A 20425-nucleotide genomic window follows, 5' to 3' on the forward strand; every position below is an offset into this window, starting at 1 on the left:
CAGGCCAACCTTCTGAAGATTGACCTGTAAGGCATTGCAATTGCTCTGACGGGCATTCTTGGCGGGCCGCCCGCGACAATCGATAGCAACTGACACTGTGCGAATTTCACAAGCATGCTATGAGATTGGGCCGGCTGCCAATTTCTCCACTGATTCCACGGACGCATGTGAAGAAGATCGTTTTTTCCTCGGACCAGCTTCCCGACCATCTCGACAATCAGGCTCGTTTTTCCTTGTGGTACGACATGTGGACGGGGCTCGTGGGCGCCGCCGAGATGGCGCATAGCGATGACCGGCTATTTTACTCGTCGGTGGAGGCAGTGCCGCTTGGCGAGACCAGTGTCAGCCGGTTTGAGACGACAACGGACTTGTGGGCGCGACGGCGGCATCACCTGTCATCGAATGAGCGCGAAGACTTCACCATCTGCTTCAGCCGCGGCCAATTTCCGCAATCGTTCGAACAGCGGGATCAGCAGCCGATTTTGACTCCCGGCTGTGTGCTGGTGACCACCAACGCGTTGCCGGCAAAGAGCATGACAAGCGGCAAGGTGTCGTGGAACATGGCGTTCGTGCCGCGATCTCGAGTTCTGGAACGCGCGCCCGGCGCAGATGCTCAACTGGCGACGCTGCTCGATCCGTTCAATCCGCTGGTGCGGCATTTAGGGCGCTACGTCGATTTTTTACTGCAATCACCGGAGGTGGATGGGAATCCGGCGCTGATCACGCGTGCGAACGACATGCTCGTCGATCTTGTTGTGCTCGCGCTTGGCGCACGTGGAGAAGCTGCGGAAATGGCATCCGCCCGCGGTCTGCGCGCGGCGCGCTTGCGGGAGATCGTCGCGGCGATCCAGACACGGTTTATGGATCCGGCTTTCTCGACCGACCGGGTTGCAAATAGCCTCGGTTTGTCACGGCGCTATGTGAACGATCTTCTGTCCGATACCGGCGAAAGTTTCAGTGAGCGCGTGCTCGAATTGCGGCTGCAGAAGGCGAGGACGATGCTATCGGATGCGCGCTATGACGCGATGAGAGTCAGTGACATTGCATTCGCTTGCGGCTTCAACGAAGTGTCTTATTTCAACCGCCGCTTCCGCGCCCGTTTCGGATGTTCACCGACGCAGTATCGCGGCAGTAGTTCATAGCTCAGACAACGACGGCGCTTGCGAGCCCCGTCACGCTACATGCAAGGGTGGCGCGAGCCTTGAACTGATGCCGACGCGGTTCATGGCATTCATCAGCGAAATGACGAGGGTCAGGTCGCCAATTTCCTTTTCGCTGAACCGAGCTTTGACGACGTCATAATCCGCGTCCGGCACATGCGTGGCCGACACGTTGGTGAGGCTTTCCGTCCAGGCAAGGGCGGCGCGCTCGCGTTCACTGAAAAAGGGCGATTCATGCCACGTCACAAGGCTGTTGATCTTACGCGGGTCCTCGCCTTCTTTCAGTAGGTCACGCCAGTGCAGGTCGACGCAATAGGCGCAGCCATTGATCTGCGAGACACGCAGGAACACGAGATCGATCAGCGTTTTCTCAAGGCCCGATGAGGCGATGTATTGATAGAGCGGTCCGAAGGCCTTGTAGCCATCGGGAGAGACCTTGCTCACGTCGAAACGCTGCGCCATGGCTCGAACTCCATTGCAAAAGCTGGTAAATTTAATTACGGATATTTTTTATCTGCAATAGAGCGAGCGGTCAAGATGCGGCTGTCCGAAGGTGTGGAATGGGCTGTGCATTGCTGCACCATGCTGGCAGCGTTACCCGAGGGAAGGACGCTTGGCCCGGGAGATCTGGCGGCATTCTTCGAAGTGCCGAGGGCCTATCTCGCCAAGCATCTTCAAGCTTTGTCGAAGGCAGGAATTCTCAGCGCATCGCCCGGTCGTTCCGGCGGTTACCGCCTGGCGCGTGCGGCCGACGCGATCACGCTACGCGACATCGTTGTCGCGATTGAAGGAACAGCGCCGTGCTTCAGGTGTCAGGAAATCCGCCGGCGCGGGCCCACCGGTCAGCCACAGCGTTGCTACACCAGGCCGTGCGGCATCGCGCGTGCCATGTGGGCAGCGGAGAAGGTGTTTCTCGCCGAGCTTGGCAAGACCACATTGGCGATGCTGATTGCCGAAGCCGCACATGAGGTCTCGAAAGAACAGCAAGCGGCAACACAACGCTGGCTGAAACGGATCGCGTGATCGCCGTGTGAAGACGGACCGACTATCCGCCGCAATTGTAGATGAAGCCGATCGGCGTCGAGGTCCAGCACGGGCCGATGCTGCCGCCATTATACTGGCCGCGATAGAAGCCAGGCTGTCCAAAGCCGTAATACACCTGGCCATCCCAGCCGATGAAGCGCCTGTCCGTCATGTCTCTTTCGCGCCGTCGCTCGTGCTCGGTGCGCGGGTAGCCGGGCAGGAAGCCGTAGCCCTTCCAGGCCTGTTTCCGCACCGTGATCTTCGCCGGTTTCTTTTTGCCGGCCGCAAGCGCGTCGTGGGTCGCGACGGGCAGGACGAGCGAAAATGCGATGGCCAGCGGCAGGAGTTTGAGGGTCATTTCCAGCGATCTCAGGTTTCTGTCGTTCTGTAATGGTCGTATGGTCAAAACGAGGCGGTTTCTGTGAGCTCGAATATGTCGTTGTCATAGCACCATCCCGATCCTTCTCGTCGATGGCGACTTGAAGGGATCGTTTCCTTCGCGATTTGGTTATCGATGCGAACCAGTCATAGGAACTCCGATGCCCGTTTGCGTACAACATCGTCGTGTGACGATTGACGGTATCGATATTTTCTATCGCGAAGCTGGACCAGCGGATGCGCCGGTTGTGCTGCTGCCGCACGGGTATCCATGTTCATCCTACGAATTCAGGAATTATATGCGTGAACTGGGAGATCATTGGCGGCTGCTGGCGCCTGACTTTCCCGGCAGCGGTTACAGTGCCACACCGGAGAGCTTCGCCTACGATTTCGATGGCTTCGCCACCTTTCTGAACGACTTCACTGGCGCGCTGGGCGTCCACCGATTCGCTCTTTATCTGCATGACTTCGGTTCCTGGATCGGCCTGCGACTGGCCATGCGAGATCCTGGCCGCATCACCGCATTAATCGTTCAAAACGGTGATATCTATGAGGATGTGCTTGGTCCGAAATATGCCGGGCTTAAGGAAATGTGGAAATTGGAGAGCGGGGAGGGGATCGCTCGCTTGCGAGAATTTGTCTCTTTCGATCACTTTCGGGACGAGTTTGTGAACGATGTTCGGCCCGAACTCGCCGCGCGAATTCCTCCCGATCTTTGGACGCTGCACTGGGCACTCATGACGGAACAGCGCCGCAACAATGCAGCGCGTATCATCTATGATTTGAAAGACAATATCGCATGGTTCCCGCGTTATCAGGCATTTTTGCGCGAGCATCAGCCGCCGACCCTGATCCTTTGGGGACCGCAGGATGGATACATGCCAGAGGAATCGGCGCGCGCCTATTTGCGCGATCTACCGAAGGCCGAGTTGCACTTGCTCGACGGTGGTCACTGGCTGCTTGAGACAAATCTCGACGAGGCTGTCAGCCTCTCGCATGATTTCTTGCAGCGGCGCACGGCGGCGGGTTGATCGCAAAGAACTCACCAACAAAAAAGGGGCCGCTTTCGCGGCCCCTTCGCATTTCTCTTCGAGAGTATGGACTTCTTAGAAATCCATGCCGCCCATGCCGCCCATTCCGCCGCCAGCCGGCATCGCCGGAGCGTTCTTCTTCGGCAGTTCGGCGACCATGGCTTCGGTGGTGATCAGCAGACCGGCAACCGAGGCCGCATTCTGGATCGCGGCGCGCACCACCTTGGTCGGGTCGATGATGCCCTTGGTGAGCATGTTGCCATACTCGGCATTCTGCGCATCGAAGCCGTAAGAATACTGATCCTTCTCCAGCACCTTGCCGACGATCACCGAGCCGTCTTCGCCTGCATTGGTGGCGATCTGACGGGCCGGAGCCTGCAGGGCCTTGCGCACGATTTCGACGCCGGTCTTCTGGTCGTCGTTGTGGGTGCGGATCTTCTTCAGGGCTTCGGTGGCGCGGAGCAGGGCGACGCCGCCGCCCGGCAGGATGCCTTCTTCAACCGCAGCGCGGGTAGCGTGCATCGCATCGTCGACGCGATCCTTCCGCTCCTTCACCTCGACTTCGGTCGCACCGCCGACGCGGATCACCGCGACGCCGCCTGCGAGCTTGGCCAGACGCTCCTGCAGCTTCTCACGGTCGTAGTCCGAGGTGGTCTCCTCGATCTGCGCCTTGATCTGTTGCACGCGCGCGTCGATATCGGCTTTCTTGCCGGCGCCGTTGACGATCGTGGTGTTTTCCTTCTCGATCAGCACCTTCTTGGCGCGGCCCAGCATGTTGAGGGTCACGTTTTCGAGCTTGATGCCGAGGTCTTCCGAGATCGCCTGGCCGCCGGTCAGGATCGCGATGTCCTGCAGCATGGCCTTGCGGCGATCGCCGAAGCCAGGAGCCTTCACCGCAGCAACCTTCAGGCCGCCGCGCAGCTTGTTGACCACGAGGGTCGCAAGCGCTTCGCCTTCAACTTCTTCGGCGATGATGACGAGAGGCTTGGAGGTCTGGACCACGGCTTCGAGCAGCGGCAGGAGCTCCTGCAGGCCCGACAGCTTCTTCTCGTAGACAAGGATATACGCATCGTCGAATTCGGTGCGCATCTTGTCGGCGTTGGTGATGAAGTAGGGGGAAATGTAGCCGCGATCGAACTGCATGCCTTCGACGATGTCGAGTTCGGTCTCGAGCGACTTGGCTTCTTCGACCGTGATCACGCCTTCATTGCCGACCTTGGCCATCGCCTTGGCCAGGAAGTCGCCGATTTCCTTGTCACCGTTGGCGGAGATGGTGCCAACCTGCGAGATTTCGTCGTTCGAGGTGACCTTCTTGGAGTTCGACTTCAGGTGCTCGACGACCGCTTCGACCGCGAGGTCGATGCCGCGCTTCAGATCCATCGGGTTCATGCCGGCGGCAACCGACTTGGCGCCCTCCTTCACGATCGCCTGGGCGAGAACGGTGGCGGTGGTGGTGCCGTCACCGGCGAAGTCGGACGACTTCGAGGCAACTTCGCGCACCATCTGCGCGCCCATGTTTTCGAACTTGTCTTCAAGTTCGATTTCCTTGGCGACCGTCACACCGTCCTTGGTGATGCGGGGAGCGCCGAACGACTTGTCGAGGACGACGTTGCGGCCCTTCGGACCGAGCGTGACCTTCACGGCATTGGCGAGAACGTCCACGCCGCGCAACATCTTGTCGCGCGCGTCGACGGAGAATTTTACGTCTTTAGCTGCCATTGTTGTGTGTCCTTGAAATGGTTTTGGCTGATCTGATGAGGCGGCCTGTTAGGCGGCCTTCTTCTTGGCGGCGGCGCCTTCCAGCACGCCCATGATGTCGCTCTCTTTCATGATCAGGTATTCGACGCCGTCGATCTTGACCTCGGTGCCGGACCACTTGCCGAACAGAACGGCGTCACCAGCCTTCACGTCGAGGGGAGTGAGCTTGCCGGTCTCGTCACGGCCGCCCGGGCCGACGGCGACAACTTCGCCCTGCTGCGGCTTTTCCTTGGCGGTATCCGGGATAATGATGCCGCCGGCGGTTTTTTCATCGGATTCGGTGCGCTTGACGACGACACGGTCGTGAAGCGGGCGGAACTTCATGGGTATCCTCCATAGATGATTGCGAACGCAAAATTTGAGACGGAAGAACCGGGTTGGTGCCCCGGTTGGCTGCGATCTAAGGCCAGCCGATCCGCGCGCAAGGGGTTTGACCGAAATTTTTAGCACTCGTCAAGCGTGACTGCTATCAGTGTTAGGAAGGGTTAACGCTGGGGATCGTTTTGAACTGTCAGCAGTCTGTCGTATATGCTGCTAACGCCTTGATTTTAGGAACGAAATTCAAATTTTGGGCTTGTCTTATTCAAGAGCCCGGTTGGACAATGTCCGAGCTGGGAATCACTTGAGGACGCACATGCTCTCAGAAGATTTCAAAAAGCAGGTGAAGGGATACGGACTGACGACGGCGGAAATTCTTTATCGGCGGCCCGACCACCCCTGGCTTCTGCAAACCTACGTCTGGCAAAATTACGATCTCTGTCCCGATTTTCCGGAGCTGAACCAATTTCTCCGTTTCTGGCAAAAGTCGATCGAAGGCGCACTGCACACCGTCACGGTGGCACATTCGCGTCTGATCAAGCCGTCGGAGATCAAGCCGGTCGACGGAATATTCCGGCTGAACTGAGGTCCGGCCCATTCCAAATGGGACAAGCGCGCAGTCGCGCCCGGCTGGCCGGTTTTGCCCTGATGGTAGCGGCCCTGTTGCTACAACAGACAGTTGACGCTGCATCGGCGCCGAAGCGTCTCAAAGCATTGCCGCCGTCGATCCTCGGACTGTGGGCGTATGAGCCGGCGGATTGCGGTAACCCGGACAGCGATGGCCACTTGACGATCGAAGCGAAGACAGTGCTGTTTTTCGCGTCCGGCTATGACATCAAACGCATCGTGCAGCGGCCGGATGGTTCGTGGCGCGCATCAGGTTCTCGCTCGGACGAAGGCGAGGCGGGCCGCACGCGCGACTCTCTCACGCTGAAGCTGGTCGCACCGGATCAGCTTCATGTCATAACTGGAGGTCCGGAAGGGCACGTCTATCATCGCTGCAAGGCGCCACCGCCCGGGCAGAAATAAGTGCGCCGCGAGCGACCTTATTTCTCCGCGACGATCTTGGTCCGCAGAGACATGATGCCTTCGAACGAAATCACCATGTCGTCGCCGGCCTTAAGATAAAGCTCGCTGGCATTTGGCTGGCCGACGGCAACGCCGCTCGGTGCCCCCATGGCGATCAGGTCGCCAGGCTGGAACACGACATAACGCGAGAAATGCTCGAGCACGTCGCCGATCTTGTAGAGATAATCACTGGTATGCGAGCGCAGACGGCGCTGACCATTCACATCGCAGGTCACCCAAAGAGCGTCGGTGTCGGGGACTTCGTCCATTGTCAGGATGTAAGGGCCGGTCGGCGCAAAGCCTGGCATGTTCTTGGCCGTCCAGAAGCGGGTGCCTGATACGACTTCGCGCTTCTGGATCTCGCGGGCGCTGATATCGTTTGTGAGCGTAAATCCCGCGATATAATCCATCGCCTCGGCTTTCTTCACGCGATGCGCGCGTTTGCCGATGACGTAGCAAAGCTCCGGCTCGTAATCGAGTGTGGTGATATCGTTGGGCTTCACCACGTCGTCGTCATCACCTGACATCGTATCGACCAGCTTGATGAAGCCGGTCGGTTCGTTCGGAATCTCGGTCAGCATCTTGTTGGCGAGCAATTCCTCGCGATGCTTTTTCGTGTTTTTGCCGACACAGAAGAATTTCGATGGATCAGGAATCGGCGGCAGGAATTTCACATTGGCGAGGGGCACATAGAGGCCTTTGGCGTCGGCTGCATCGGCGAGTTCATTCAACACCGGCAGCGTTTGTGGTCCCGTGGTCAGCGCCATCTTGACGCTGGATGCAGGCACGGGGCGGCGTAGCGTATTCGCCGCAGCCAGCACATCAATCACGCGGTCATGACGAACGATGCCAAACCGCGGCCCGCTGTTGCGCGAACGGTCGATGAAAGTTGCAAGACGCATGGATCACTTCGCTCCGGGAAGCTGGATATTGTTGTCCTTGACCAGTTTGGTCCACTTGGCAACGTCCATATTAATGTAGCGGCCAAACTCGTCCGGCGTTTGCGGCATGGGTTCAGCGCCGAGAATGGCGAGCTGATCGCGGAACTCCTTTGCGTCCATGATAGAGACGACCGCTTCGTTGATCTGCTTGACGATCTCCGGCGGTGTCTTGGCCGGTGCGAGCAAGCCGAACCAGCCGACAGACTGGTAGCCTGGCAGTCCGCTCTCGGAGATGGTCGGAATGTTGGGATAGAATTGCGAGCGTCGGCTGTCGGTCGATCCGATCGCCTTCAGCTTTCCCGACGCGATGAAGGGTTGCACAACGGGTGCGGGCGCGAACATCATGTCGATACGTCCGCCGAGCAAATCCGTAACGCCCGGTCCCGTACCCTTGTAGGGCACGTGCAGCATCTTGATGCCGGCTTCGCTCTCGAACAGGACCGCGGAGAGATGCGACGCGGCACCGACGCCGGACGAGCCGTAAGTCAGGCTGTCGGGCTTTTCCTTGCTGATGCGGATAATGTCTGCAGCCGATCTTGCGGGCACGCCGGGACCGACCACAAGAAGATAGGGCGGGGCGGCAGCCACGGTGATCGGCGCGAGATATTTGTTGACGTCGAATGGTCCGTCGCCGCCCAGCGCGGAGGCCGCTGCCATCAGCGCCCCAGTCGAAGCCATCAGCAACGTGTATCCATCAGCGGTCGCATTGACCACGGCGCGGGTGCCGATGCCGCCGGACGCACCAGGCTGATTTTCGACGACAATCGCTTGGCCCCATTTCTCATTCAGCTTCTGGGCGATGACGCGGGCCAGCACGTCTGTTCCGCCCCCAGGAGGGAAAGGCACGATCAGCTTGATGGGGCGGTCGGGAAAATTGGCGGCCTGCACGGGTAGAGCCGCGCAGCCGAATGTGAAAGCAAGAAGAATAGCGCGGAACGATATGGTGCGAAACAACATGGCGCGAAATGACATCGCGTGGAACAGCATGGCACGAAACGACATAGGCGTTGTCCCTCAAATGTTCTTGTGATTGCCGGTGCTGATTGGAAGCGAATTGCCGTTAAACAAGGCGCTATCGCCCGGTCCGTTTTTTGTTAAATGGCTGGAAATGCGCGATGAAGGAAGCGTCTGGTCCGCATGACTGTCCGCCGTGGCTGTCATAGCCAAGGCCTTCGCATTGGTTTAAGCAGCGCTTTCGCTTGTCCCTCCGGTCCATCCCATGAGCCATCTGCTGTCCCGCTTCGCTCTGATGAGCGGGAATTTTATCACTGGCCTCTCCGTGCTTGCGCCGGCGGGTATGCTGCATGAATTGTCGAGCGGTCTTGGCGTGACCATCCGCGATGCGGGCTTGCTGGTTACGTATGGCGCGGTCATCCTGTGTTTCGGATCGCCTGTCCTGTCATGGCTGACGACACGCATGGGGCGGCGCCTGCTGCTGACGGGAACACTCGCCATCGTTGCCGCCGGACATGTGGCGTCTGCATTCGCCGACAGTTATGCCGCGATCCTTCTCTTTCGCATTGCGATGCTGGTCGTCGTCGCGCTTTATACGCCGCAGGCAGCCAGTACGATTGCGCTGATTGTTCCTGAAAAGGACCGGGCAAGCGCGCTGGCTTTTGTCTTTCTTGGCTGGTCGATAGCAATCGCAGTCGGCTTGCCGCTGATCACGTGGTTGGCGACGCAGTTTGGCTGGCGCGAGACCTACCTGGTGATTGGAGTGACGGCGGCCGCGGTCGCTTTGCTCAATGTCGTGGTGCTTCCCCGCGGTTTGAAGGGGTATCCGCTCTCATTGCAGAGTTTCACGGAGATTGCGCGCAGCAAGACGCTGCTGCTGATATTGCTGATCACGCTTTTTCAGATGTCTGGGCAATTCTCGATCACGATCTATATGGCGCCGGTGTTGCAACGCCTCGCTGACGCCGGGCCGGCAGCCGCGGGGATTTTCTTTGCGATACTCGGTGTGGCGAGTTTGATCGGTAACGTCATTGCGACGAGTGTCGTTGGCCGCCTCGGCGTGCCGCGCACATTGGCAATCTTCATGCTGTCGATGATCTGCGGTTCCCTGATCTGGGCCATTGGCGGAGGCATTCTTGCCGCAATGGCTGCTGGCATGCTGATGCTCGGTCTCGGCGTCACTGCAGCCAATTCGATGCAGCAGGCCAGGTTGATCGAAGCAGCCCCAGCGTTGGCCAGTGCAACGGTCGCGTTAAATACATCGTTTCTTTATTTCGGACAGGCGCTGGGTTCAGCGAGCGCCAGCATCCTGTTCGATCATGGATATTACCGCGCCATCGGCTTTGTTGCGGTGGCATTTTTTCTCATTGCCTTCACAACATTCCAACTCACGGAATTGTGGCGCAAGCGATCTCAATAACTGAGCATTCCCACGATCGCTCCGATGACGCAGGTCGCAAGCGTGCCGGAGACGATGGTCTTCGGACCGAGCGAGATAATTTCCTCGCGACGTTCCGGCGCCATCGTCGTCAGGCCGGCAATCATGATACCGAGCGAGCCGAAATTGGCGAAGCCACATAAGGCATAGAGCATGATCAGACGCGAGCGTTCGCTGAAAGCGTCCGGCCCAAGCTTCGACATTTCCACATAAGCAATCAGTTCGTTGAGCACGGTCTTGATGCCCATCAATTCGCCGCCACGCAGGGCTTCGTTCCAGGGAAGCCCCATCAGCCAGCAGACCGGTGCCATGATGTAGCCGAGCATGCGCTGCAGCGTCACTTTGGCGCCGCCGATGTCGGGAACGAGTCCGAGAATGGCGTTGGCCAGGTGCACGAGCGCCACCAGCACGATCAGCATGGCGACGATATTGAGCAGGAGCGCGAGCCCTTCGCTTGTACCCTTGACGATCGCGTCCATCGTCGAGGCTGCGACCGGCGGCGGGTTCGAATATTCGGCCATTGTCGCAGCCTCGTTCGTTTCCGGCACCATCAATTCGCTGATCAGGATCGCGGCCGGTGCGCCCAGCACCGATGCGATGAGCAGATGCCCCGCCACATCGGGGATGACGGTGCTCAGGATCGTGGCATAGAGCACGAGCACGGTGCCGGCGATTCCGGCCATGCCACCCGTCATCACGATGAATAATTCGGCACGCGTCAGCCTCACGAGATAGGGGCGGATGAACAGCGGCGCCTCGACCATGCCGACGAAGATATTGGCCGCAGTCGACAGACCGACCGCTCCGCCGACACCGAGCAAGCGTTCGAGGACGAAAGAAAAACCGCGAACGATCGGCGGCAGGATCCGCCAATAAAAGAGCAGGGTGGTCAGCACGCTCATGATCAGCACCAGCGGCAGTGCCTGGAAGGCCAGAACAAAATCCGAGCCGGGGATTTTCGGATCGAAAGGCAACGTGCCGCCGCCGATATAGCCAAAGACAAACGCCGTGCCGGCGCGGGTGGCGGCGGCGATCGCATCCACTGCAGCGTTGGCTCCGGCGAAGGCCGCCCGCAACGCTGGAATTTTCAGGAGTGCGACCGCGAGAAATATCGTCAGTGACAGGCTGATACTGACGCGGCGCCACGAAACGGCAAACCGGCTTTCACTGAAAAGCCACGCGAGGGCGATGAGCGCCACGACGCCCAGCGCAGATTGCAATGCCAGCATGATTGTCCCGAGGTCCCCGATCCGGCGAGTATAGTCTAGCCGGCCGCGGCGGCCATCGTCACGATTCCAGTGCCTGTGACACCATCGTCAGCGACGGTCGGCCGGGTTCGATGCGGTTGCGACCTTTCTGTTTGGCGCGATAGAGGGCGGCATCGGCCACGGCATAAAGCGTATCGAAGTCGTAGCCCGCCTGTGTTGCAGAGGCGGTGCCGATACTGACGGTTGCTGAAACGCGGTGACCGTCAACCTCGCGGGCGGCGGCAGCGAACGAGTCGCGAATCCGTTCGGCGATATCCATCGTGATGTCCGGTGTGACGCCAGGCAGCAGAGCCACGAATTCCTCACCGCCGAGCCGCCCGACGAGGTCGAGCGGACGCAAGGTTTGCTGGATCGTTTTGGCAAAGACGACCAGAACGCGGTCGCCGGCGCGATGGCCGAATCGATCATTGATGCCTTTGAAATTGTCGAGGTCGAAGAGGAGGAGCGCAAGCGGCGCCTTATCGGTGTTCGAACGCGCGATGACACGGAGGGCCAGTTCGGTGAAGCCGCGGCGATTGGCAACACCGGTCAGCGAATCGATATTGGCGGCGCGACGTTGATACAGTTCGGCGCGCTCCTTGGTCAGTGCCATCAGCAGGAATACCAGCGCAAAGGCGTAGAATAGCGGACCGAAGACCATGATCAGGGCCGCGGGAGAGGCAGGCGAATTCGCTCCGATAGGGAATGGCAGCGAGGTGACGGAAGGAATACGCACCAGAAAGAACAGACCGTGCAATCCGACCATGGCCATCACCGGCCAGCGTGACATCAACCCTTCTTTTCGTCCTTGCCAAAGCTCCCAAACGAACAGCAGGCAGTAAGTCAGGACGATCGTCGATGCGAGCACGATGCGCAGCGGCAATGATTGCATAAAGAAACTGAACTGGCTTGCCAGCAGCCAGACGATGGATCCCGCAGTCATTCCGAGAAATACCGGCCTGCGGCCCTCGAACACCCGTGCCCCGGTCCACAACAACCCATAGGCGAGCGAATAGATCGTGTTGCAGACCACGATTGACCAGAATTCCGGCAGGTTGTCCCGAAGCCCGAACAAAGCTGTCGCCGGCGCAAAGAAAAGGAACGCAGCTCCCCACCACGCCAACGCCGTGGTGCTGCGATTCTGCAACCAAGCAAAAAGCAAGAGGACACCGCCCAGCCCCAGCATGAAGACGGTGACGAAGAACAGCGTGGCAAGGTCGAGCGTCACGCTATGCCCCTATGCGCGCCCCGAGCGGAGCGCCTGCATAGCTTGACCGGCAATAGTACCGCAAGCCTGACCGCGATGAGCTTAGATCGGCGATAAAATAGAGAAAATGGTCAGCAATGGCGGACGGAGCGGCTGGGGGCCGCTCCATTGCCGGGAGCTGATTCTCAGCCGCGACCTTCGAATGGCATCTTCGTGGCCTTCACTGTCATGAACAGCACGTTCGATTCCAGCGACAGGCTGGCCATGTAGCTGATGGCGCGGCCGACATCTTCGACGGCCATCCGATCTTCGGCACGGACAGAACCGTCCGGTTGCATCATCCCTTGCGTCATACGCTCTGTCAGCGGCGACACGGCATTGCCGATATCGATCTGGCCACAGGCGATGTCATAGGCGCGGCCGTCAAGCGCGGTGGATTTGGTCAGGCCGGTAATGGCATGCTTGGTCGCGGTATAGGCGACCGTGAACGGGCGCGGCGTATGCGCCGAGATCGAACCGTTGTTGATGATGCGGCCGCCACGCGGGTTCTGCGCCTTCATAATCTTGAACGCTTCCTGCGTGCACAGGAACGGCCCCGTGAGATTGGTGGCGAGGACGGCCTGCCACTTGTCGAAGGGCAGGTCTTCCAGTGGCATGGCGGGCGCCCCGATGCCGGCATTGTTGAAAAGAAGATCAAGTCGGCCGAAGGCTTCCATCGCCTTGGCAAATAGCGCCTTGATCTGTGCGGGGTCGGAAAGGTCGGTCGGCACGGCAAGTGTCTTGCGCCCAAACGCCGCGCCTTCCTTCGCCACCTCCTCAAGCGGCTCTTTGCGGCGGCCGGCCAGCACCATGTCAAAGCCGTCTTTCATCAGCGCCAGTGCGGACGCGCGTCCGATACCCGAACCAGCACCTGTCACCAGCGCAACCTTCGCCGCCATTCTTATCTCCCGTGTTCTGATTATTCGTCCGTATTAGCCATCCTAGCGCATGATCCGGCGAAGTGAAATTACTTAGCCGACGAGATTATGCGCCATGTCAATAAGTTAGCGCGCGATCGGACGCAAAACCGGTCGCCACTTGTGCTGATCGCGCGCTATGGATTAGCCAATGCTCGGCAATGCCCCCTGACGAATACCCGGTAGCGGCTGTTATCAGCCCGCCAAGGCCGCCGCGTCCTTGGCGATGCTGCGGTGACTGCCTGGCATTGCAAGGCGGGCGGAGATGAGATTAGGCGAGCCGGGCCTGCCGAACCGGTAGCCCTGCATCGAATGGACGCCTGCCGCCCGCAGGAAGAGCTGCTGCTCGGCGGTCTCGACACCTTCGGCTGTCACCCTCATGCCAAGACCCCGGCCGAGACCAACAATGGCGTGCACGATGGCGGCTGCATCTGCCGAACGCTCGATCGAGCGGACGAAGCTTTTGTCGATTTTCAGCTTGTCGAAGGGAAAGCGCCGTAAATAGGCAAGCGACGAATAGCCTGTGCCGAAGTCGTCGAGTGCCAGCCGCAGGCCAATGCTCTTGAGGCGATGCATCGCGGTCTCGGCATTGTCCACATTGCCGATCAGCGTGCTTTCGGTGATCTCGAGTTCGAGGCAGGAGGCATCGAAGCCGGTCTCGCGCAGAATGCGCTCGACCGTGTCGACGAAATCGGGCCGCCTGAATTGCAGCGCCGAGACGTTGACCGACATGGACAGGCCGGGCCATTGCTTGCCTTCGGTGCAAGCACGCCGTAACACCCATTCGCCAAGCTTGATGATCAGGCCGGAATGTTCCGCGATGGGAATGAATTGCGACGGCTCGATATCGCCACGCGTCGGATGGGTCCAGCGTGATAATGCTTCGACGCCGAGGATGGTGTCGCCGCTGCCATTGACGATCGGCTGGTAGACGAGACGCAATTGGTCATTGGCGATGGCTTCGCGCAAATCGTGCTCGAGTTGCTTGCGTTCGGACAGGTCTGCGTCCATCGCAGCGTCATAGATACAGGCGCGGTTCCGGCCTTCATTCTTGGCGCGATACAGCGCCATGTCGGCGTAGCGCATGACGTCGGCGGTGCCGCCGTGGAAGCGCTGGTTGATGGTGGCGATGCCGATGCTGGCGCCGATCAGGATGTTGTGGCCGTTGATCGAATACGGTGCACAGATCGCCGCGATGATGCGGTCAGCCATACGCTGCAACGTCGCCGGATCGACAGCCCCTGTGACAAGGACAGCAAATTCGTCACCACCCAACCGGCTGACAAGGTCTTCTGGCCGCAATATGCCAGAGAGGCGCCCGGTGACATTGCGGATCAGCTCGTCACCAACCGGATGTCCAAGCGTGTCGTTCACATCCTTGAAGTGATCGAGGTCGACATAGAGAACGGCTGCGGCTGGACCGCCCTGGTGCACATTGCCGATGACTTGTTCGAGGCGTTCACCGAAATAGTTGCGGTTTGGCAAGCCACAGAGCGGATCGTGCAAGGCGAGATAGCGCAGCCGCTGCTCCCCCTGCGCGATCGTTGCGGCGGTGCGGCGCATATAACCGTGAATCAGTGCGGCCAATAATCCGAAGCCTGCAAAGGCAACGGCGATGAACGGAATGACGCTGGTGACAATCTCGGCACCCGGCTTTTTGGGAGTCCAGGCCAGCCGCATAACTGGCGTTCCCGAATCGTCTTTCAGATCGAAGACGTATTCGTCCGCCGCCGGCTCTTCCTTGTCGAGCAGATGCAGATTCTCCAACTGCAATCGTCCGGCGATATCGGATAGCATATCGTCATCGATAAATTTGACGGACATCACGATTGGAGCTGAATTGCGCTCTGCTCCAGCAATCTGTTCGGTCGGAGCAATGCGCACCGCCGCGACGGCCGCTGGGCGGCCGAGGAAACGCTGGATCAGCGTTGCGCGGTTGGCTTGCTGGTCGTCTGCAGCCTCGCGTGGCTCCGAAATGCGGACAGCACCGTTCAACTGTCCGTCTGTCGGTGTACCCCGGATGTAGTCGAGGGTTGGGGCCAGTTCTGGCAGGATCGAGTTGAACCATTTCGGTTCGACGCTGTTGCGGCCCAGCAGGGCGTAGACGAGCTTGTCGCTGGAATCGGCGACAAACACAAAGTCATGATCGAAGGAATTGCGAAGCCAGAGGCCGACGCGATTATGCATCCAGTCGTGGTCGAAGTGGTCGCGGATGCGGCGCACGGCTTCTTCGTTCGAGGCGACGCTCTCCAGTTCGCGCAGAATCCGGTTGCCGTAGTTGGTGATAGCCCGTGAGAACAGCCGCTTTTCGTGCTCCAGCGCAACTTCGTCGGCGCGCTTGGCTGAGGTCATGACGGCGAAAACGATGCAAACGATCGCAACCGCAACGATCACGCTGATCGGAACGACAACGCTAAGCCGGGCGCGATCCCAACTGATCTGCGCGCTTTTCTCGGCCAAACGCGCATTCGTTTCGGCCACCACAAATTTGCCCCTAAGTGTCGGATCTGGAGGGCAAAAATTATGGGACAAAACTTGCCATTCACTTGCCAGTGATGTGTAGGTACGCCGCTAAGCGTCTGCGGGACCCGTTTCACCATTTATGGTTAATGAAGCGTAAATGACCTAGCTCGCGCCGGCGTAAGGCGGGCGCGGGATCGCATTATGCGCAGCGCGGAGCGCGGCTGACCATCGTTCCCGCAAATCGTGAAAATAAGGTTCGCCCGGTTCGATCCGGTAGGACAATTCGGCATCGCAGACATCACGCCGTGCAACAAGAATATCGATCGGCATGCCGACGCCCAGATTGGAGCGCATGGTTGAGTCCATGGAAATGAGGCCGATCTTCAGTGCGTCATACAGGTCGACGCCGTAGGTGACGGCGCGGTCGAGGACCGGCTTGCCGTATTTATGCTCGCCGATCTGCAGGTAGGGCGTGTCGGTGGTGCATTCGATGAAATTGCCGGCGGAATAGACCATGAACAGGCGCATTCTTTCGCCCTTGATCTGACCGCCAAACAGGAAGGACACGTCGAATTTCACCTCGGACGCTTCAAGTGCGCTGCCCTCAAGCTCGTGAAGTTGGCGCACGACCCGGCCGATACGCTGCGCTGCCTGAAACATCGTCGGGGCGTTCATCAAGGTCTCGCGTTCGCCGGTGTCCTTGTTTTCGATTCCCTCGATCATGGTGGAAACGACAGACTGACTGAGCGATAGATTGCCGGAGGAGGCGATCGCCATGATGCGCTCGCCCGGCTGCTTGAACACATGTAACTTGCGAAAGGTCGAAACATTGTCGAGCCCGGCATTGGTCCGGGTATCGGCGATCATCACGAGGCCCTCGCGGACCAGAATTCCACAGCAATAAGTCATGTCAGCAAGCATCCGGCCAGTATGGCGGTTTGGGACAGCCCCGTGCCGCGACGCATTTATCCTCATTCGGTGGGATTGAAAAAGGGTTGTAGCGGCCGAAGGCTAGGCCATTGGGCTAGTTCTATGTGTCACTGGGCTAGTTTTGTGATTGACGCATGGCTTGATCGACCCGGACCTCGACGGTGAGATTTTCGCCGCTGCCGCCATAACGTGTGCCGCGGACCGGGGCCGCGCTCAGATAGTCCAGTCCAACGGCGACCCGCAGATGCGCATCGGTGGCACTGATACCGTTGGTCGGATCGAACGCAACCCAGCCGAGGTCTGGAACGAAGATTTCGGCCCATGCGTGTCCGGCCTCCTGTTCGACGACACCATCGGCACGATGGAAATAGCCTGAGACGTAGCGGGCCGGCATCCCGAGACTGCGGGCGGCGGCGATGAAAATATGGCTGATATCCTGGCAGACGCCACGTTTGAGCGCGAAAGCTTCTGCGGCCGTGGTGGCGGTGTGAGTCGGATCGGGATCAAAGATGATCTCGCGATGAAGGGCGTTCAGCATATTGTGCAGAAGCGCCAGATGGCCATCGCTGTTCGAGAAATCAGCTGCAAATCTGCGGATGGCGTCATCGGCCTCGGTGAGATTTGTTTCGCGCAGAAACAGTGATGGCGGAAAACGTTCAATCGTCCCCTTCACGACGCCGTTGGTGTCCTCGACTTCGGCTACGCCTTCGACATGGACGACAAGCTCTTCCAGCGGGCCATCGGCCGTGAAAGTGTGGGTCTTGTTGCCGAAAGCATCGATGTGACAGGATAGCGGACAATCGGCGGAAATATCCACCCGCCAGCTCGTGATGTATTGACCGTCGTGATTGCGCGGCGTCAGGCGGAGCGTCTGGATGACACCCGAAACAGGCCGGTCATAACGGTAGATTGTGTCGTGCAGGATTCGAATACGCATGTTCGGCCCGATGCTGGCGTCATCGCGCCGCAAAGGCAAGTGCCTGATGATCCGGGGGCTTCGGCCATCTCGGCCGCCAGGCTAGGCCAGATATTGCTGGGAAATCGTTCCGCCGATGCGATTGTTGTCGGCGATGAATTCCTGAATGAATTCATGCAGACCATTCTGGAAAATGTCTTCCATTTTGGCGTTTTGCAGCCGTGTCCGGATGCCGCGGGCAAGTCGTTGCGAGGGACCCTGCCGCCCATAGGCCACGGCAATGTCGTCAAGATAACGGACGACATTTTCGTAACAACTGGCCAGTGAGCGCGGCATTTCGTCCTTCAGGATCAGAAGGTCGGCCACGTGCCACGGCTTCAGGCTCTCGCGATAGACCCAGTGATAGGAGGTCAGGGCAGAGACCGAACGCAGGATTGCAGCCCATTGGAAATAGTCGAGTGGGCCGCCGATCTGCTCCTGCGCCGGTAGCAGCAGGTGGTATTTGACGTCGAGAATGCGCGCGGTGTTGTCGGCCCGTTCGAGATAGACGCCGAGACGCGTGAACCAGTAAGCATCGTTGCGCAGCATGGTCCGATAGGCCGAGCCATCGAAGCGCAGCGACGATTCCTGAACCCAGCGCAAGAAGCGCGACAATTCCTCGCGCGAGGTTGGGCCGTTGCCGTAGCGTTTGAGTTCGAGCCAGGTGCCGTTGATGGCATCCCACATCTCGACCGTCAGCGCGGTGCGTACCGCCCGCGCATTGGTGCGCGCGACTTCGAAACAGGAGCGGATCGAGGATGGGTTGGCGGTCGAGAAAGCCAAAAAGTCGGTGACGTTTTCCTCGTTGGCTTCGTCATAGATTTCGAAAAAAGCATGCGCACAGCCAGCAGTCGCAACGGCAGATTCCCATTCGTTGCTTTCGCGAATATAGGCGATCGGCAAGGAGGTCAGACGTTGCGTCGCCTCAAGGATACGCGCCAAATATTCGGCGCGTTCGACATAGCGCGCGAGCCAGTAAAGATTGTCTGCGGTGCGCGAGAGCATCAGCCGTCCAGTACCCAGGTGTCCTTGGTGCCGCCGCCCTGACTCGAATTCACCACCAGTGAGCCGGCCTTCATCGCCACGCGCGTCAGTCCGCCCGGCACGATACGAATTTTATCGCGGCCGGTCAGAACGAAAGGCCGCAGATCGACATGGCGGGGTGCGACGCCGGCATCGACATAGGTCGGGCAGGTGGACAGAGCCAGCGTCGGCTGCGCAATGAAATTCTTCGGCGTTGCTTTCAGCTTGGATCGGAAGACATTGATGGTCGCCTTGTCGGAGGTCGGTCCGATCAGCATGCCGTAACCGCCGGAACCGTGAACTTCCTTCACCACAAGCTGCTCGATGTTATCGAGCACATAGGTGAGGTGTTCTTCCTCCCGGCAGCGCCATGTCGGCACATTCTTCAGGATCGGTTCTTCGCCGAGGAAGAATTTCACGATGTCGGGCATGTAGCTGTAGACGGCTTTATCGTCGGCAACGCCGGTGCCGACCGCATTGGCCAACGTGACATTGCCGGCCTGATACGCAGCCATCAGCCCAGGAACGCCGAGTGCGGAATCGGGGCGGAAGGCGAGGGGATCGAGGAAGTCGTCGTCGATGCGGCGATAGATGACGTCGACGCGCTTTGGTCCCTGTGTCGTGCGCATATAGACCATTTCGCCCTTGACGAAGAGATCACGGCCTTCGACCAGTTCGATGCCGATCTTGTCGGCAAGGAACGAGTGTTCGTAATAGGCCGAGTTGAAGACGCCGGGCGTCAGCAGCACCGCGTTGGGTTCGGTGGGAGCGCCATTGGGTGCAACCGATTGCAGGGTGGCGAGCAGTTCGTCGGGGTAATTCTCGACCGGCGCCACGCGATGGCGTGAAAACAATTCGGGAAAAAGCCGCAGCATGATCTCCCGGTTTTCCAGCATGTAGGACACGCCCGATGGTGTCCGCGCATTATCCTCCAGCACATAAAAAGTATCGGCATCGACCCGCACGACATCGATTCCGGCGATATGGACATAAATGTCGTGCGGCACTTTTTGCCCGTTCATCTCGGGCCGGAATGCCGGGTTTTGAAAAACCAGATCCTCCGGCACGACGCCGGCTCGCATGCATTCGCGTTTGCCGTAGATGTCTTTGATGTAGGCGTTGATCGCCTTGACGCGCTGTTCGAGACCGCGCTGCAGCGTGCGCCATTCGGGTCCCGATAGAATACGGGGGATGACGTCGAAGGGAATCAGGCGTTCCTGCGCATCAGCTTCGCCGTAGACCGCAAAAGTGATGCCGATGCGCCGGAAGAGGAGTTCGGCCTCGCGGCGCCTGTAATCGAGGACGTCCGGCCGCACCTCGGAAAGCCAGGCCGACAATTGCTGGTAAGCCGGCCGGATCTGGCCGTCCACACCACTCATCTCATCGAACGCGACCGGCATGTCCCCCAAGCGTCCTTCCCAGCAGTCCTGTCAACGCTGCAAGCTTCGCGCCAGTTCCGTCCGGAGGGAAGAGCGGATTTTCGTCCTGCCGAAGACTCCGATGCCTAGCGTTTGTGCGAGGGTGGGGGCGGCTGGCTGCTTTTCGGTCATCGGCTTGAGCCGGAACGGCGCGCGG

General features: G+C 59.3%; 20 protein-coding genes. 6 read left to right on the forward strand and 14 right to left on the reverse strand.

Annotated features, from left to right (window positions below; genetic code table 11):
- Positions 1 to 167: 167 nt before the first annotated feature.
- On the forward strand, positions 168 to 1142 hold the full coding sequence (locus CAK95_RS20530; RefSeq protein WP_183044166.1) for an AraC family transcriptional regulator: 975 nt from the start codon (positions 168 to 170) through the stop codon (positions 1140 to 1142).
- A 30-nt stretch (positions 1143 to 1172) separates the two neighbouring features.
- Here CAK95_RS20530 and CAK95_RS20535 read toward each other — a convergent pair whose 3' ends face one another.
- Positions 1173 to 1622 carry a carboxymuconolactone decarboxylase family protein gene (locus CAK95_RS20535; protein WP_086089604.1) on the reverse strand — a complete coding sequence of 150 codons (450 nt, stop codon included), beginning with the start codon at positions 1620 to 1622 and terminating at the stop codon, positions 1173 to 1175.
- Positions 1623 to 1697: 75 nt separating this feature from the next.
- On the opposite strand from CAK95_RS20535, the gene CAK95_RS20540 reads away from it, so the two are divergent.
- Positions 1698 to 2183 carry an RrF2 family transcriptional regulator gene (locus tag CAK95_RS20540; RefSeq protein WP_086089605.1) on the forward strand — a complete coding sequence of 162 codons (486 nt, stop codon included), beginning with the start codon at positions 1698 to 1700 and terminating at the stop codon, positions 2181 to 2183.
- A gap of 22 nt (positions 2184 to 2205) precedes the next feature.
- Here CAK95_RS20540 and CAK95_RS20545 read toward each other — a convergent pair whose 3' ends face one another.
- Complete coding sequence (locus CAK95_RS20545; RefSeq protein ID WP_086089606.1) at positions 2206 to 2541, reverse strand: hypothetical protein; 336 nt, start codon at positions 2539 to 2541, stop codon at positions 2206 to 2208.
- A 181-nt stretch (positions 2542 to 2722) separates the two neighbouring features.
- Here CAK95_RS20545 and CAK95_RS20550 point away from each other — a divergent pair, with 181 nt between their 5' ends.
- Positions 2723 to 3592: an alpha/beta fold hydrolase gene (locus CAK95_RS20550; protein ID WP_086089607.1), complete on the forward strand. Its 870-nt coding sequence runs from the start codon at positions 2723 to 2725 to the stop codon at positions 3590 to 3592.
- Between the two features lie 75 nt (positions 3593 to 3667).
- Here the strand turns inward: CAK95_RS20550 and groL are convergent, their stop codons facing one another.
- Both groL and groES read right to left on the reverse strand, forming a co-directional pair.
- Positions 3668 to 5311 carry a chaperonin GroEL gene (groL, locus tag CAK95_RS20555; RefSeq protein ID WP_086089608.1) on the reverse strand — a complete coding sequence of 548 codons (1644 nt, stop codon included), beginning with the start codon at positions 5309 to 5311 and terminating at the stop codon, positions 3668 to 3670.
- 48 nt (positions 5312 to 5359) lie between these two features.
- Positions 5360 to 5674: a co-chaperone GroES gene (gene groES / locus CAK95_RS20560; protein ID WP_086089609.1), complete on the reverse strand. Its 315-nt coding sequence runs from the start codon at positions 5672 to 5674 to the stop codon at positions 5360 to 5362.
- A 310-nt stretch (positions 5675 to 5984) separates the two neighbouring features.
- Here groES and CAK95_RS20565 point away from each other — a divergent pair, with 310 nt between their 5' ends.
- Together CAK95_RS20565 and CAK95_RS20570 are read left to right on the forward strand one after the other, a co-directional pair.
- Positions 5985 to 6254: an usg protein gene (locus tag CAK95_RS20565; protein WP_086089610.1), complete on the forward strand. Its 270-nt coding sequence runs from the start codon at positions 5985 to 5987 to the stop codon at positions 6252 to 6254.
- A 17-nt stretch (positions 6255 to 6271) separates the two neighbouring features.
- Positions 6272 to 6697 carry a hypothetical protein gene (locus tag CAK95_RS20570; RefSeq protein ID WP_086089611.1) on the forward strand — a complete coding sequence of 142 codons (426 nt, stop codon included), beginning with the start codon at positions 6272 to 6274 and terminating at the stop codon, positions 6695 to 6697.
- Positions 6698 to 6714: 17 nt separating this feature from the next.
- Here CAK95_RS20570 and CAK95_RS20575 read toward each other — a convergent pair whose 3' ends face one another.
- Together CAK95_RS20575 and CAK95_RS20580 are read right to left on the reverse strand one after the other, a co-directional pair.
- A complete protein-coding gene (locus tag CAK95_RS20575) occupies positions 6715 to 7638 on the reverse strand; it encodes a fumarylacetoacetate hydrolase family protein (protein WP_086089612.1) in 924 nt (307 codons plus the stop codon).
- Between the two features lie 3 nt (positions 7639 to 7641).
- Positions 7642 to 8679: a Bug family tripartite tricarboxylate transporter substrate binding protein gene (locus CAK95_RS20580; RefSeq protein ID WP_086089613.1), complete on the reverse strand. Its 1038-nt coding sequence runs from the start codon at positions 8677 to 8679 to the stop codon at positions 7642 to 7644.
- Between the two features lie 217 nt (positions 8680 to 8896).
- Between CAK95_RS20580 and CAK95_RS20585 the strand changes: the two genes are divergently transcribed.
- Positions 8897 to 10051 (forward strand): MFS transporter, encoded by a 1155-nt coding sequence (locus CAK95_RS20585; protein ID WP_086089614.1) that lies wholly within the window; start codon positions 8897 to 8899, stop codon positions 10049 to 10051.
- Here the strand turns inward: CAK95_RS20585 and CAK95_RS20590 are convergent.
- The 8 genes from CAK95_RS20590 to CAK95_RS20625 all read right to left on the reverse strand — a co-directional run bounded on the left by CAK95_RS20590 (position 10045) and on the right by CAK95_RS20625 (position 20250).
- Positions 10045 to 11298: a NupC/NupG family nucleoside CNT transporter gene (locus CAK95_RS20590; RefSeq protein WP_086089615.1), complete on the reverse strand. Its 1254-nt coding sequence runs from the start codon at positions 11296 to 11298 to the stop codon at positions 10045 to 10047. The two genes, CAK95_RS20585 and CAK95_RS20590, sit on opposite strands and share 7 nt — an antisense overlap.
- A gap of 58 nt (positions 11299 to 11356) precedes the next feature.
- On the reverse strand, positions 11357 to 12544 hold the full coding sequence (locus CAK95_RS20595; protein ID WP_086089616.1) for a GGDEF domain-containing protein: 1188 nt from the start codon (positions 12542 to 12544) through the stop codon (positions 11357 to 11359).
- A gap of 164 nt (positions 12545 to 12708) precedes the next feature.
- Positions 12709 to 13461, reverse strand: coding sequence for an SDR family oxidoreductase (locus tag CAK95_RS20600; RefSeq protein WP_086089617.1), 753 nt, complete (start codon positions 13459 to 13461; stop codon positions 12709 to 12711).
- A 213-nt stretch (positions 13462 to 13674) separates the two neighbouring features.
- Positions 13675 to 15939: a putative bifunctional diguanylate cyclase/phosphodiesterase gene (locus tag CAK95_RS20605; protein ID WP_210190724.1), complete on the reverse strand. Its 2265-nt coding sequence runs from the start codon at positions 15937 to 15939 to the stop codon at positions 13675 to 13677.
- Positions 15940 to 16104: 165 nt separating this feature from the next.
- Complete coding sequence (locus CAK95_RS20610; RefSeq protein ID WP_086091550.1) at positions 16105 to 16851, reverse strand: proteasome-type protease; 747 nt, start codon at positions 16849 to 16851, stop codon at positions 16105 to 16107.
- A gap of 136 nt (positions 16852 to 16987) precedes the next feature.
- Positions 16988 to 17809, reverse strand: coding sequence for a transglutaminase family protein (locus CAK95_RS20615; protein ID WP_086091551.1), 822 nt, complete (start codon positions 17807 to 17809; stop codon positions 16988 to 16990).
- Positions 17810 to 17890: 81 nt separating this feature from the next.
- A complete protein-coding gene (locus tag CAK95_RS20620) occupies positions 17891 to 18832 on the reverse strand; it encodes an alpha-E domain-containing protein (RefSeq protein WP_086089619.1) in 942 nt (313 codons plus the stop codon).
- Positions 18832 to 20250 (reverse strand): circularly permuted type 2 ATP-grasp protein, encoded by a 1419-nt coding sequence (locus CAK95_RS20625; RefSeq protein WP_086089620.1) that lies wholly within the window; start codon positions 20248 to 20250, stop codon positions 18832 to 18834. Before CAK95_RS20625 ends, CAK95_RS20620 begins: the two co-directional genes overlap by 1 nt.
- Positions 20251 to 20425: the final 175 nt, after the last annotated feature.

It is taken from the genome of Pseudorhodoplanes sinuspersici (genome assembly GCF_002119765.1).
Lineage (GTDB): Bacteria > Pseudomonadota > Alphaproteobacteria > Rhizobiales > Xanthobacteraceae > Pseudorhodoplanes > Pseudorhodoplanes sinuspersici.